The sequence below is a fragment of the Evansella vedderi genome (genome assembly GCF_030813435.1).
In the GTDB taxonomy this organism is placed as follows: Bacteria; Bacillota; Bacilli; order Bacillales; family Salisediminibacteriaceae; genus Evansella; species Evansella vedderi.
Genome location: NZ_JAUSUG010000018.1, coordinates 49,247 through 64,363, shown reverse-complemented (window position 1 = coordinate 64,363; position 15,117 = coordinate 49,247). Strand labels below are relative to the sequence as shown.

Below are 15,117 nucleotides of genomic sequence, written 5' to 3'. Positions count from 1 at the left end.
AATATAGAATGAAAATCGTTTTGCACCGCATTTTGCGGTGTTTTTTGTATTTTTTAATAAAAAATCCCAATCATCATAAGCTATTCCTTGTAGAGGAAAAAACATGGTCCTAGGACTCTGTCTCTTCCTCTGCTAGTTATGCTCTGTCGTTGAGGCGTATTGATCCGCCTGTAGCGTAACCAAGCCGAATTATATCCTCTTAAAAACAACATTTTTAGAGAACAGCCCAAAACACATCTATCAACAATGGTTGTTTAAGGTACCAGGATCTATGGTAATGGCACAAGCTTTTCCTGGACGGCGTGGATGACTGCTTGGGACCTGGACTTCACCTTTAATTTTTTAAAAATTTTACTAACATGTATTTTTACTGTTTTTTCACTGATAAATAGTTTTTCCCCTATTTCCTTGTTACTGAGACCCTCCACAAGGCAGACGAGGACTTCCTTTTCCCTCTCTGTCAAAACCGTTTCCTTTTCCTTGTTATTTTCTTCATGGTGGAAGCTAATGAGCTTTTTTGTCATCACTGGATGGATGACCGATTCTCCTCGCATGATTGTCCGTACTGCTTCCACTACTTGATCCGATGGGGAATCCTTCAATAAATAACCATCGGCACCTTCCCGGATGGCAGACATAAAATACTCTTTATGACTGTGCATCGTCAAAATTAAGGTTTTCATATCTTCCTTGTTTTCCTTGAACTCCTTAATCATATCCACTCCATTTACATCGGGGAGGTTAATATCGAGAACGATAATATCTGCCTTGGAATCCTTCAGTTTCCTCCGGGCATCGGCACCGCTCACGGCCTCCCCCACTACAGTCATATCCTCTTCCATCTCAAATATATTTTTCAGCCCGTCCCGTAAAACGCCGTGATCGTCAACTAGCATGATTTTAATCATCCAAATCATCCCCTTCTATTTTTTCCAGTGGTATCGTCAAGATGATATCCGTACCTTCTCCAGGTTTACTGTCGATCTGCAAAGAGGCATCAATCTTTTCTGCCTCTTCATTCATACTCAACAGGCCGAAATGGGGTTCCTCCCTTGCCTTTAACAGGGCATCATATAAGGAAAAACCGCGACCATTGTCCTTCACCTTTAACAGCACATGTTTGCTTTGATAGCTTAATAAAACATCCACCTTCGTAGCTTCCGCATGTTTCATCGTATTTTGTACACTCTCTTGGAATGTTTCAAACATGACCTTCTCCACTTCACCAGGGAGGAGCCTTATTTTTCCACGGACCTCAAAGGAAATGTTTAACGATGCTTGTCGAATGATTTCAATTCTTTTTCTAATGGCTTGCTCCAGCCCTACCCTTTCCGATCCCTTTGGCCGCAGGGCGTAAATGGATTGGCGAATTTCCTTTAACCCATTCCGGAGTCCACTTAAGCTTTTTTCAACGAGAGTCAAGGAATCACTTGGGCTTTTGGAAAACTTCTTTTGCGCCGTTTCCAAGTTCATGACGGCTCCAGCAAGGGTTTGTGCTACCCCATCGTGAATCTCCCTAGCAATGCGATTCCGCTCTTCTAACACTCTTTTCTCCTTCTGTTCAGAGATTAATAGCTTTGTTTTAATAGCGACAGCAAGCTGGTTTGCGAGGGTGGAAATCGACCTCACATCTTCATCGTCAAAGCTGAAGGTACGGGTTTTTCCAACCACAAGCAATCCAACGGGCTCCTCGTCTAGAAGCAGAGGAGCATAGACCAAGGCGTTAATACTTGGGTGAAAATAAGTGTCCAAGGGACCTGATTTCTTTCGCCGATTCATAATGAGTTCTGTTTCCATTAATGGCTCCAGATGGCTCGTATCTATTTTTTTCCCAAGGACAAGGCCTTCCTTATACTCCTGCTGCCATTCTCCGTCGCGGCTGAGTAGCATGATGGCCTGCACATCCAGAAGCTCCTGCAAATGATGGGCGGAGGAAGAGATCCATTCCTGGGAAGGAAGTGTCTTGTTGAGATCATTCGTAAAGGCAAACATGGCCTTCAGGCGATTTCTCTCCTTTCGCAACCTTGCAATGCTAGAAGACAGGAGAGAAAAGCCCACTAATGGGGAGAAAAAGAAAAAGGCGGCGAATATATCGAGATGGGACCTCCCTTGAGCCCCTAGAAAAATCATGAGCGCCACGTAAAAGTAGGCAATGCCTGCGCTAAAAACTTCCGATCCCCATTTTTGCAACCAAACGGTGAGACGATAGGGCTGCGGGCGAATCCATAAAACGATATCCACGATAATATTGTTGATAAGATAGAAGAAAAACACGAGCAGCGTCAGTTCAAAAAGCAAATGTCCAACGGGCTGGGAAAAGTTTGCTGTAACATTGGTTAAAAAATCGGTGAGGTTTTTCGCTAGAAAATAGCTCACCACTAGCTGTGCGGGGTTAAAAAATATTATTCTTATTGGCCGTCTATGTAAATAGTTAATAAGGAAAACAATGACCGCGTAGCTCATGAGCAGCACGGGCAGACCGAAAACAAGGTCCATTGCGTAGATGATTGGAAAACTAATGGAACTGTTCCCCTTCCACACTGGAATGGGGAAATACTCTGTAAGCGCTAGAAATGCCACAAGCATAAGGTATAAAAGAATTTGACTTGTTGCAGGCAGTTCCATATAAAAAAAGCTTCCCGCTACCACACACCAGCCTCCTATAGAAAGGCCCATCATATAAACTTTTGCCAATTGTTCTCGTTTTGAAGTATTCATGGTGGTTACGCTCCATTTGATTTGTACTGAATTTTCCGTATATTTATTTTACTAGTAAACCACAGAAAAACAAACAAAGTTGCCATTTTATTTGACTAGAAATCTATGGTAAACCTATTGATGGTGGCAAAAAAATGTGGAAATGACAATTAATTTATCCGGAATGAGCGAAGGTCCACGACACTCCTGCGGGAGAACGAGCCAGGCAAGACCACACAGGGCAAATTCCGTGGGGGCTTGACAGGTCGTCCGCGGAAAGGGAGTGGCCCGTAGCGAATGACAACCTGATTTGTATTTCAGGTTAGACCTTCATGCAATAGAAAGCTTGCACCATGGAGAATGAAAATTGTACATTGTCTCTCGAATCCGTTTCAGGCGGACGCTTTCCGCGGGGCAATGCCTCAGCCTCCTCGGGAAGTGCACCCTGCGGTGTCTTCGCCTATTGCTTTTCCCACTGGAGTCGCCGCCTTTCTCTCCTTTGAGAGGGCAAACGGCAACATGGAGTTTGTATTTTCAGGTTAGACTCCCATCGTGGGTTTTCAAAGGAAAAAAAATCCCGAACTGGTCTAATGGGGGTTCCACTAACCAATGTCGGGATGAACCTTTCCCTGGATGAAAGGTTCCCTTTTATTATGCAACAGGGGAAAGCGCTAATCTATTGCCCCAACGATATAGATTAATAGTACTTTAGTTGTATTATGGAAAACGTTGTTTAACTCGCATAGATTATCGCTCGAACTCGTTACAGGCGGGCTAAGCTCCTTTGGTTGCTGGTTTTACTGTTGATCGTGGAAGGCTGATGACGAATGTCGTTCCCTCTTCCGGTGAAGATGCTTTTAATTCGATTTTCCCTTTGTGGTTTTCTATAATTCGCTGAACAATGGTTAATCCTAATCCTGTTCCCGTCTCTTTTAATGTTAAGAATGGGTCGAAAATGGAGGACTGCACGCTCTCCGGGATGCCTGGTCCTTCGTCTTTCAAATAAATAAAATACCATCCTCCAATCACCTTAGAGGTAAGGGTGATCGTTCCCTTTGCTTCCATAGCCTCCACGCTATTGCGTATTAAATTATGAAAGACCTGTTTCATCTGTTTTTCATCGATAGTCAATGCTTCTCGATGAAGGTTAACATGAAAAGAAATATCCTTGTACTCTACCAAATCAGACATAAGGGGTACGATGTCATTTATGATATCTTCTACATAAACCTCTTTAAAATGCGGTGCGCTTGGCTTCGTAAGGAGGAGCATCTCCTCAATGATGGAGTTAATTCGTTCTAGCTCCTTTTTCAAAAGGGGGAGGTGATACTGATCCTTCTCCTTATCTGAAAAGGAATAATTCATTAAGGATAGGAAACCGTCAATAACGGCTAATGGATTGCGAATTTCATGGGCGGCTCCCGCTGCCAACTCCCCTAAGAGAGCAAGCTTGTCCTTTTGATGTATTTTCTGTTCTAACTCCTCTGTTTCCGTAATATCAATAAATTGCAAAATACGCCCAATCACTTCCCCACGCTCGTTCAATAACTTTGATTTTGAAAGGAGAAGTGCACGCTTTTCTTCTCCGTATACAAAAGGAACCTTCACGTTTTGCATGATTTCCTGGGATTGAAAATACTCCCAGAAAACATTATTCCCTTTAAGGGGAGCCCCCTTCTCAAGTAAATCTTTAACGGCTTTTTCCGTCCCTAATAGATTTTTTGCCGCTGTGTTGAAGGAGAACTCCGTCCCTTCTTGATCATAGGTGACGATACCTATAGGCATGGAATTTAAGATTTGCTCCCGATACATTTTATCGTTCATGATCGTATGAAAGGACTGTTTTAAACGGACGGACATTTCATTAATAGAGGTCGTTAAGAGATTTAATTCTACCTGTGACGCTTCTTTAATCGTTAACCCATAATCCCCGTTCGCAATACGATCTACCTTTTTCACCATATTTTCTATTGGGTACGTTAAATTCTCACTAATTCGATAGGAAAAATAAATGGATAGGGCAATAACCAATATGGTAACTAGCAATAGCATGCCCAATGCGTCGCGAATAATCGCGGTAAAGGAATCGGCATGGGTATGCAGACTCACAAAAACACCATTTTTTACAGCTCCCATTTCATCCTTTATTTGATGCAGATTGGGAATATACTCCCTATTAACAAAATGGGCTGCTGCTTCTTGATCATTCATATCAAGAAGTCCCTGTACATTATTAATGATTAGAAAATCTAGTCTGTTTATTTCACGTTGGATTTTTTCTAACGAAGGAGGGACTTCCCCATACTTCTCGTAAAGCTCAGTTAAAGAATTTCTTGTGATAGCTTCATAGTTTTCAATAAAGTCACAGCAAAATTCATTGTTTATAGATCGATTCACAAATTGTTCCTTCGCCTTAAGGTCCTCATCCCAATGGGAAAGCCAGACTAATTCCGGAATATTGCTGTAAATAATTTCATTACTAACCTCGTTCATCTTCCCTACAGAGGTAATGAGTACGAGGGAGAAGCTACTTAAAAGTATCGTAGCTAGGAGAAGGACAGATAAGATCTTGCTTCGAAATGTTAAGTTTCTTAGAAAATTTTTCATACCCTCTCCTCCTTTATTATTTCGGTGTATTCAAGATTTATAGGATATAATTTGGCTTGGATAGGCTTCAGGCGGACGCCTTCCGCTTCTCCAAGCTTTTTAAAAAATAGCATTATATTTTCTAAAACAGTTTGCTTCAATTTGTTTCGGGGAAGGTTAATTTGCCTTGGGAAAATTTTTGCATTTCCCCTTGGATAAATTCTTTTTCTTCCTCAGTAAACATTGGTCCAAATGGCGCTAAGCTATATACTCCGTGTGTCTCGTCCAATATATTTTTTCCAGAAGGTATACCTGCTTCACTGAAAAAATCATTCATAATCTCCACATAGGCTTGGGAGACATCATTTAACATGGAGGTTAACACGAGGTTCTCCGCCATATAGGACTGGTCATCTAAATAACCAATAACATATATTCCATGTTTTTTCGCATGTTCAATGACGTCTCTATTGTACGCGTTCCCCTTTGTGTAGATGACGTCAACCCCATTGTCGATCATCTCCTGAAACAGTTCCACGGCTTTTTCCCCATCTTCCCTGCTCCCAACAGTACTATAGTAAAGGGAAGCATCAGGGTTATAAAACTGTAAGCCTATTTCAAATTGGGGATCTTGCTCCCTCGGGTGAATAGGGTCAAGTACACCAACCTTATTCGTTTCTGTTTTTAGGGCCGCTGCCAAGCCGAGGAAATACTCCATTTCATTTTGCCAGTACGTATAAACCGATTGATTCGGGTGTTCGCTGTTACCGTGAATAGTGACGAAATGAATGTCTGGGTAGGACGGAGCCACTTCTGTAAACACACCAGAAAATTCTCGACCGTGACCAATGATCACCTCAGCCCCAGCATCGATAGCCTCCATAGTTGCCATCTCCATCCGTTCCTCCGTATTTTTTTCACTAGAAAAGCTCACTATCACGGGAAACTGCTCCTCGATTTTTAACTGGCCCAAATAGGCAAGACTTCCCCAGCTTTGGTCCACCACCTCATCGGAGGTAATAATCGCGACCATCGTTCTATTATCTTCAGCTTCGTTCGTGCTGTGTAGGATATCCCTCATTTTAAACATCATTACTAGTATAAAAATGATAGCAACAATTGTTGATATGATAATAATTCCTCTAAGCTGTCTGGATTGCTGCATTCTCGTTCTCTCCTTTAATTACAATACTTCTATTCTATCGAAAAAAAGGATAGTGGTCTACTTGAACTAGAATACTTTTCTTTCATTTTCGACAAAGGAAGTGCCAGGAGCATTGCTGTTTAAAAAGTGAGTCATATGTTGATACTTTACCATGTAAAGTATGGACGGACTTTAGAATGAAAGGAGGGATTTGGATGGGAAATATTTGCATGCTCGTTGGTAACGGGTTCACCATTGATTTTAGCGAAAAAGTTGGTTTAAACCCATCTCAACCATTGTCTAAATTTGAAAATGAAGGAATCTCCTACAGTCATTTCCTTCCCAAATTACCTGCCATTAGGGAAGAGCTGTTTCCCTTGGCCAAGGGGGAGAAGAACGATTACCTGGCCATTGAAAAATTTATGGGCAGTCCCTCTTATAATTGGGATAAAGACTGTCAATTGCGACGGTTTCTTTCCTTATCCTACGCTACTTTGCAGCTGCAATTGGAGCATCACAACATCTCCCAATGGCATTGGACGAAGTGGTTTCGGGAGCACCGAGATGAGTTAGGAATGTTCGTTTCCTTTAATTACGACTTACTGTTGGAAAAATCATTAAAGGTAGCTGGAGTTCGGTATTACCGAACTGGATCTGATGAGGAGCCGGTTGGCGTCCCCATCGTGAAGCCCCACGGCTCCATCGACTTCGATATTGACTCTGACCATCGCAGTAGTGAGCGTTGGGAGTATACGACCGCGTTGCTTGATGAAGGAAAAGTAGAAACGGTTCCGAAGCAAGAATGGCTGGAGCCTCGTTTTGAAGCAGACATCATTCCTCCCCACAAAGAAAATTATCAACGTTCACTGCGGTGGGTGAAGGAAGGAATAGCTACCTTCAAGGAGGCGGCAGGTGAATTTGATACCTTTATCATTGTGGGGCATTCCTACAATGAAGCGGACCGCCAAGAAATCGATCAATACTTGGAGAATTTACATCCCGGCACGAGGATAGAAATTGTGGACCCCGAACCAAACAAATTACTGGTGGCTAAAATAAATGCATTAGGATTAGAGTTGCATCGTGCTGGAGATCAATAGGATAGGAAAAATAATTTAGTTTGAAAAAATGTTGCCACTACAGTCCTTGGTTCTCATTCAACTGTTAATGCTTTTGGTAAGCTTTGACACTTCGACTTTTATGCTTGCTGAAGTGTCAATTCTTCTTCTAAGCTTTGACACTTCAGCCTTTCATGCTCGCTTAACTGTCAATACTTCTGTCTACCTTTGACACTTCAACCTTTCATGCTCGCTCAACTGTCAATACTTCTGCCATCCTTTGACACTTTAACCTTTCATGCTCGCTCAACTGTCAACGCTTCTGCCTACCTTTGACACTTCAGCCTTCCTTCCTCCTTTAACTGTAATAAACCTCCAGAATAGACCGGACTCACATACTAATTTTCGAAAGTTTTGTTACCATTTACAAATAATCTTGAACTCTCCAATCTATTGTTTAAAATTATAATAATAGGTTCATAGAACACCTTCTATTTACTTCATATTTTACTTCTCATGGTCATATGTATTTACTTCAACGCTATATTTTTTTATAACAAGCCTTTTCAATTTGCAGCATGATCAACTTCATAACTTGTCACGCCCAAATGATTTTTCAGGAGATTAGATTCCTATTTTCAAAGAATCATCGAGCAAAAATTGAATGGAGGGGTGAATCTTGTCATGAGCATCACACATAATGAGGTTACTGTTTTAGACTTTGATCACACGTATGTATCGCAAAAATTTCTACATGACTCAACCTTTGAATGGATTCCCATGGAGGACATTCCGTCCACCAGCAGGTATTGTTCCAATGAAGCTCGTGCAGAAATCTATGAGAGGCTGCAGCACCGCCGCAACAAAGGCATTACCTTCATTGGTAACGGCAATTACCATTATGTCAGTTTGCTGCTCCTTCAGGAAATTGACTCGCCATTTACATTAGTCCTTTTAGACAACCATACAGACCTACAGGAGCCATCCTTTATGCCGCTGCTCTCATGCGGTTCGTGGGTACTTCACGCACTCGAGAGCTTACCCAACCTGGAAAAGGTCGTTATTGTAGGCATCCGACCAGATTTCACAACAGAACAAATCCCAGCACACCTTCGCAGCAAAATTTCCATTATTCCACACAACCACATTCTTTTTCAAAAGGAAACTAAACTTCTCTCCCACATTCAATCACTCATACCAACGGCCAACATTTACATAAGCATTGACAAGGATGTCCTTGATGAAACGGCAGCAAAAACCAATTGGGATCACGGGAAAATGCAGCTCGCCACCCTCCGATCAATACTCCAAAGTCTTTCAGAGCATAAGTCCATCATCGGAGTCGATATTTGTGGCGAATATCCTGCCATTGATTTTTTTGATAAAGAAGGGTTACTGGCCACACACTTAAACGAGCAAGCAAATCGTACCCTACTGCAAACGGTAAAAAGCTGTTCCCGCATCGCACATGCGAGAGTAAATTAGGGGACTGCAGTTTGCAGTCCCCAATTATAAATCGAAATGGTTAAAGAATAAGACACCGTTCATAGACCCAATACCGTTCTAACCTTAATTGTTACCCAATTCCTTGCTGCTCTCCCTTTTCGGGATCATTTTTACCCTTAATGTTACCTAAATCCTGCCGACTCTCCCTTTTCGGGATCATTTCTACCCTTAATGTTACCCAATGCCTTGCTGCTCTCCCTTTTCGGGATCATTTCAACCCTTAATGTTACCTAAACCCTGCTGGCTCTCCCTTTTCGGGATCATTCCAACCCTTAATGTTACCTAAACCCTGCTGACTCTCCCTTTTCGGGATCATTTCAACCCTTAATGTTACCCAATTCTTGCTGGCTCTCTCTTTTCGGGATCATTTCTACCCTTAATGTTACCTAAATCCTGCTGGCTCTCCCTTTTCGGGATCATTTCAACCCTTAATGTTACCCAATTCTTGCTGGCTCTCTCTTTTCGGGATCATTTCTACCCTTAATGTTACCTAAACCCAGCTAGCTCTTCCTTTTCGGGATCATTTCTACCCTTAAGGTTACCTAAACCCAGCTGGCTCTTCCTTTTCGGGATCATTCCAACCCTTAATGTTACCTAAACCCTGCTGGCTCTCCCTTTTCGGGAACAATCGTGTTCTTCCACCGAGGAACGTGACATATTGTAGTAAAATCACGTTCCAAGAAGGGTGCTTTCAAATGCACCGTACACATTTAATCATCTTAAACGCTAAAATACCTTCCTTGCGGGTGGGCGAATACCATGGCGGTGACCGACGCCTCCGGTTCCATCATAAAACCTTCTGTCAGCTGCACCCCAATGTCCTCCGGCCGAAGCAAGCCAAACAACTTCCCTTGGTCCTCTAAATCCGGACAGGCGGGATAGCCGTACGATACGCGGATCCCTTGATATTTAGCGGCGAATCGGTCCTTCATGGAAAAATCGATAGGGTCCGCAATCCCCCATTGGTCTCGCATCAAATGGTGGACGTATTCTGCACTGGCTTCCGCCAACTCCAAAGCTAGCGCCTGAACGGCATGACTCTTCAAATACTCTCCTTCTTCTTTCCACCGCTGCCCAAGATCCCGAACACCCTTGCCGGCAGTGACAGACAAGAAGCCCACATAATCCATTTCACCACTGTCCACTGATTTCAGAAAATCAGCTAAACATAAATAAGGGGCTTTTCCTTGCCGCGGGAAGGTAAACCGTTCCAACACCCTTCCCTCATCCTTAGGATCATAAATGATAATATCATTCCCCTCCGACTGGGCTGGGAAAAACTGATAGATGCCGTTCAATGAGAGGAGCTTCTCCTTCACCCCTAACTGCAGAAGATCATCGACTACTTCCTTCAGCTGCACAGCTTTCTCGTCTCCATCCTGTAAACGTTGTTCCACCTTCCCCTGAAGACCGAGGTGCTTCCCCAATAGCATTTGCCAGTTTATATAGGAAGCAACATGGGGCAGGGAGATATCCCGAAGGATGTGACGGGACAAATCTGCTGGCTTATGAACAGGCACATCCGATGCAACAGCCGTCGATCGTGTCCGAACCGCCGTAGCAGTTGCAGTTTCAGTGGCTGCAGCCCCCGAACCCGAACCTGTACCAGTACCAGAACCTCCATCCGAAGAAGCCCCACCAACTGCTTCCGCCCTTTTAGCCTGCTTATCCCTCAATTGAACAACGAATTGCTCCCGTTCCTCCAAGCTAGAGCTTCGCAACCGATTGGCAATATTCAACCCGTCCATGGCATCCTTTGCGTAAATAACAGGACCGGTGTACTCTGGGGAAATTTTTGTGTCTGTAAATTTCCTTGATAAGGCGGCGCCTCCTACGAGAATAGGAATGGAAATGTTCGACTGCCGTAAATCCTGGGCTGTGAGCATCATTTGCTGGGCGGATTTTACTAACAGTCCCGACAGTCCAATAATATCCGGTTTCTCCTTCTGAATGGCTTCAATTAAAAGCTGTGGCGTTACCTTAATTCCTAGATCTACCACCTTAAAGCCATTATTGCTTAAAATGATCTCCACTAAATTTTTTCCAATATCGTGGACGTCCCCTTTGACGGTTGCTAACAACACCTTCCCTTTTCCACTCTCATCCTTCGTTTCCATGTGAGGCTCCAGGAAGGCAACGGCCGTTTTCATCACTTCGGCGCTCTGCAGCACTTCTGCCACAATCAGTTGATTTTGGTCAAAAAGCTCCCCTACTTTTGCCATTCCCTTCATTAAAGGACCGTTAATGATTTCCAGTGGATCTGGATACGATCCCAGTGCCTCCTCCAAGTCCGGCAACAAACCTTCCTTCGTCCCTTCCACCACATAGTGGGCAAGGCGGTCCTCAAGATTCATGGACGAAACAGGCTTCACCTTATCCGTGGACTTTTTCCCCCGATAAAACTGAACAAGCTCAGCCAGTGACTCATCCGTTGTTTCAAATAATAACCGCTCCGCCATCTCCCGTTCTGCCTCCGGGATGGAAGCAAATCGCTCCAGTTTTTCCGTATTAACGATGGCGTAGTCGAGGCCCGCTTTCGTGCAGTGGTATAAATACACCGCATTGACGATTTCCCGGCCCACGGGTGGCAACCCGAAGGAGACATTACTCACCCCAAGGATAGTTAAGCACTCTGGCAGCTCTTCCTTAATCAAGCGGAGACTTTCCACCGTTTCCTTGGCGGCCCCAATATACTGCTCATCCCCTGTTCCTACTGGAAAGACTAACGGGTCAAAAATAATGTCGGAAGGCTCCAAGCCGTATTTATTTACTAATAAATCATACGACCGCTTCGCCACCGCCAACTTCCGCTCCGCTGTCGTGGCCATTCCTTCCTCATCAATGGTTCCAACTACTACCGCAGCACCGAAGCGATGCACCAAGGGAACAACTTTTTCAAAGCGCTCTTCCCCGTCCTCTAGATTAATAGAGTTGATGATGGCCTTCCCTTGGCAATACGTAAGGGCCTGTTCCAGCACCTTTTCATCAGTGGAGTCAATCATCAGGGGAACCTTCACCTTATTAATCACCTGCTTCAGGAAAGCCTCCATGTCCTCTAACTCATCACGGTCGGGATCCGCTAAACAAATATCAATTACATGGGCTCCACCCTTCACTTGTGCCCGGGCAATTTCCGATGCCTCTTCGTATTTCCCTTCCGCGATCATTCCTTTAAACTTCCGGGAACCAATAACATTCGTCCGCTCCCCTACTAACAACGGGCGCATTCCTTCGTCATAGACTAACGGTTCAATCCCAGATACTACATGAGGATGGCCGGCAGGAATTTCCCTTGGGGCAAAACCTGCCACTGCTTTTGCAATAGAACGGATATGCTCTGGCGTTGTGCCGCAGCAGCCCCCTACCATGTTAAGCCAGCCCTTTTCCGCGAATCCTGCTACTTTTTTTGCCAAGGAATCGGGGGATTCATGGTAATTCCCCTCTTCATCGGGAAGGCCAGCATTGGGGTAACAGCTTACTGCCGTTGTGGCGAGCTCCGACAAAGACCTTAAATGATCACGCATAAACTCCGGACCGGTGGCACAATTCAAACCGACCATAACTGGCTTCATGTGCTCTAAAGAAATATAGAAGGACTCGATGTTTTGCCCTGCCAATGTGGTTCCCATGGGCTCGATCGTCCCAGATACAATGATCGGCAATTCCTTCTCTTGCTCTTCAAAGACCCGCTTGATGGCAATGAAGGCCGCCTTCACATTCCGCATATCCTGGCACGTTTCCACTAAAAGAACGTCCACTCCTCCAAGGAGCAAGCCCCGGACCTGGCCCACATATGTTTCTATTAAGCCTTCAAAGGTAATACCTCCAGTAACAGACAAAGATTTCGTCGTTGGCCCCATGGATCCAGCCACAAAGCGAGGCCATTCAGGAGTAGCTACCTTATCCGCTGCCTTCCGAGCGATTTGCGCAGAAACAAAGTTAATCTCCTCGGCACGGTGCCCAAGGTCGTAATCATCTAAAACAATGCTCGTAGCACCGAACGTATTCGTTTCAATCATATCGGCCCCTGCATCCAAATATTGCAGGTGAATATCCTCCACGATATGGGGGGCCGTAATATTTAGAAATTCATTACAGCCCTCGTATTCCTCGCCGCCAAAATCCTCTGCAGTGAGCCCTGCCTGTTGAAACATCGTCCCTGTGGCTCCGTCGAAAATCAATATTTTCTTTTTCAGCTGTTCCTCAAATAATGTTATAGCCATCTGATACCTTCCTTTTTTCTCCTAGTTGTTGGTTAGCATTTGTCCCCGTTTTCTCCCGAATATACTCCGTTAACTCCACAGTCATTTCATAATTCATAAATGGTGTAACAAGATAAATCCCCTTAAAATAGTTCAGTGCTCCGTCAATTAAATTTTTGGCAATGGCAATCCCTTCCCTTTTGGATTGGGCCTTATCCCCTTGATGACGCTCCATCACCTGACGGATGTCGTCTGTGAGGGTAATGCCTGGGACTTCATGGTGCAAAAACTCTGCATTGCGGTGGCTAGTGAGTGGCATGACGCCTAAATAAATGGGCGCCTTCAAGTCCTTTGTTTGGTCAAAAATCTCTTCCATCTGTTTTACAGAAAACACTGGCTGTGTTAAAAAGTAGTCGGCCCCGCAGGCAATCTTTTTCTCCAGCCGTTCCACCGCTTTATCTAAATATTTCACATTGGGATTAAAAGCTGCCCCCACGGTGAAATTTGTTTTTCTCCCTAGGGATTTCCCCGTGAAGGACTGCCCTTCATTACACTGTTTTATCAATTGAATTAGTTCGAAGGAGGACAGGTCATAAACGGAGGAGGCCCCCGGAAAATCCCCCACCTTCGCCGGATCCCCTGTGATCGCCAATATATTCTCTAATCCTAGTGCCGACAGCCCCATGAGATGGGATTGGAGACCAATTAAATTTCGATCCCGGCAAGTGAGATGAACAACGGACGGAACATCTACCTTTTCCTTCACGAGCATGGACATGCTTAAATTACATACCCGCGGTGACGCCAGGGAATTGTCTGCCATCGTCATGGCATCCACACCCGCGTCCTTCAACGCCTTGGCCCCTTCTAAAAATTTTCCAGTAATTAAATTCTTCGGCGGGTCCAACTCTACGATAATGGACTCTCGCTGAAATGGAAGCTCGTGAAGAGGCACGTTTCCCTTTGATGGCTTCCCCTCCCCATCCACTTCCACTTCGATCTTCGTCACAATAGGACTGATTTGTTTCTCCTTTAACGGATCCTTGCCTTTTACCGCACTGGCAATGGCTTTAATATGCTCCGGAGTTGTACCGCAGCACCCTCCAAACAGGCGAACCCCCTGCTCCCACAGATCCGACGCAGATTTTCGAAAATACTCCGAATTGGATGAGTAATGAAACCGCCCGTCATTGTAGCTCGGTAAGCTGGCGTTTGGGTACGCCGAAAGATAGGCTCGGGCCGGAAGGGGAACTCCTTCTAGTGACCGGATCATATGATGCGGTCCCATCCGGCAATTGAGCCCTACCACATCTGTCCCCATATCTTCTAATCTCTTAAAGGCCTCCGTAACGGAAAGGCCCCCCTGGACCATGCCCACCTCCTGCAACGAAAGCTGGGAAACTATCGGCAGCGTGGATTCCTTCCGAGCAATAGCCAAAACCGTGCTCAACTCTTCCAAATCGTAAAAGGTTTCTAGTAAAATACCATCAACCTCTTCAAGCAAAAGGCAATATAGCTGTTCACGGAAATTCCGCTTGATCTCGGAGATAGGAATGTCTCTCCCCGGTATGCTCCTATTTCCACCGATCGTACCAAACACATACTTGTTTTCCCCAACGGGACCAGCCTTCTCGCCGTATTCCCTTACCGCTTCACGGGCAAGGCGTACAGCTGCCGAATTGATCGCCTTCACCTGATCTTCTAATCCATAGCGGAGAAGCTTTTCGTAATTGGCACCATACGTATTCGTTTGAATAACCTGGGCCCCCGCCTCTAAATATTCCACGTGAATCCCCTTCACCTGCTCCGGATCAGAAAGGTTCAACTCCTCAAAGCAATTTCCAATCCCATTGGAATAAAGGAGCGTCCCCATAGCACCGTCCGCAATAATCGTCCCCTTTTGAATGTCCTCTAAAAATCCCAT

At 44.7% G+C, this 15,117-nt stretch carries 8 protein-coding genes; 2 read left to right on the top strand and 6 right to left on the bottom strand.

Translation table 11 applies throughout. The annotated features are described in order from the left end of the window. Positions 1-269: 269 nt before the first annotated feature. From J2S74_RS19740 to J2S74_RS19725, 4 genes are all read right to left on the bottom strand, one after another. A complete protein-coding gene (locus J2S74_RS19740; RefSeq protein WP_307329059.1) occupies positions 270-908 on the bottom strand; it encodes a response regulator in 639 nt (212 codons plus the stop codon). Continuing rightward, positions 901-2,718, bottom strand: coding sequence for a GAF domain-containing sensor histidine kinase (locus tag J2S74_RS19735; protein WP_307329056.1), 1,818 nt, complete (start codon positions 2,716-2,718; stop codon positions 901-903). Before J2S74_RS19735 ends, J2S74_RS19740 begins: the two co-directional genes overlap by 8 nt. A 753-nt stretch (positions 2,719-3,471) precedes the next feature. Beyond that, positions 3,472-5,304, bottom strand: a complete 1,833-nt coding sequence (locus J2S74_RS19730) for a sensor histidine kinase (RefSeq protein ID WP_307329052.1) — start codon at positions 5,302-5,304, stop codon at positions 3,472-3,474. A 136-nt stretch (positions 5,305-5,440) separates the two neighbouring features. Beyond that, positions 5,441-6,448, bottom strand: a complete 1,008-nt coding sequence (locus J2S74_RS19725; RefSeq protein ID WP_307329050.1) for a BMP family ABC transporter substrate-binding protein — start codon at positions 6,446-6,448, stop codon at positions 5,441-5,443. 194 nt (positions 6,449-6,642) lie between these two features. Here J2S74_RS19725 and J2S74_RS19720 point away from each other — a divergent pair, with 194 nt between their 5' ends. Both J2S74_RS19720 and J2S74_RS19715 read left to right on the top strand, forming a co-directional pair. Then, on the top strand, positions 6,643-7,527 hold the full coding sequence (locus J2S74_RS19720; protein ID WP_307329047.1) for a hypothetical protein: 885 nt from the start codon (positions 6,643-6,645) through the stop codon (positions 7,525-7,527). 642 nt (positions 7,528-8,169) lie between these two features. Then, positions 8,170-8,970: an arginase family protein gene (locus J2S74_RS19715; RefSeq protein WP_307329043.1), complete on the top strand. Its 801-nt coding sequence runs from the start codon at positions 8,170-8,172 to the stop codon at positions 8,968-8,970. Positions 8,971-9,710: 740 nt separating this feature from the next. On the opposite strand, the gene metH is transcribed toward J2S74_RS19715, so the two are convergent. Further along, the gene (metH, locus tag J2S74_RS19710; protein ID WP_307329040.1) at positions 9,711-13,214 is read right to left on the bottom strand and encodes a methionine synthase; all 3,504 of its coding nucleotides are present in this window, start codon (positions 13,212-13,214) and stop codon (positions 9,711-9,713) included. Next, on the bottom strand, positions 13,195-15,117 hold the full coding sequence (locus J2S74_RS19705; protein WP_307329038.1) for a bifunctional homocysteine S-methyltransferase/methylenetetrahydrofolate reductase: 1,923 nt from the start codon (positions 15,115-15,117) through the stop codon (positions 13,195-13,197). Before J2S74_RS19705 ends, metH begins: the two co-directional genes overlap by 20 nt.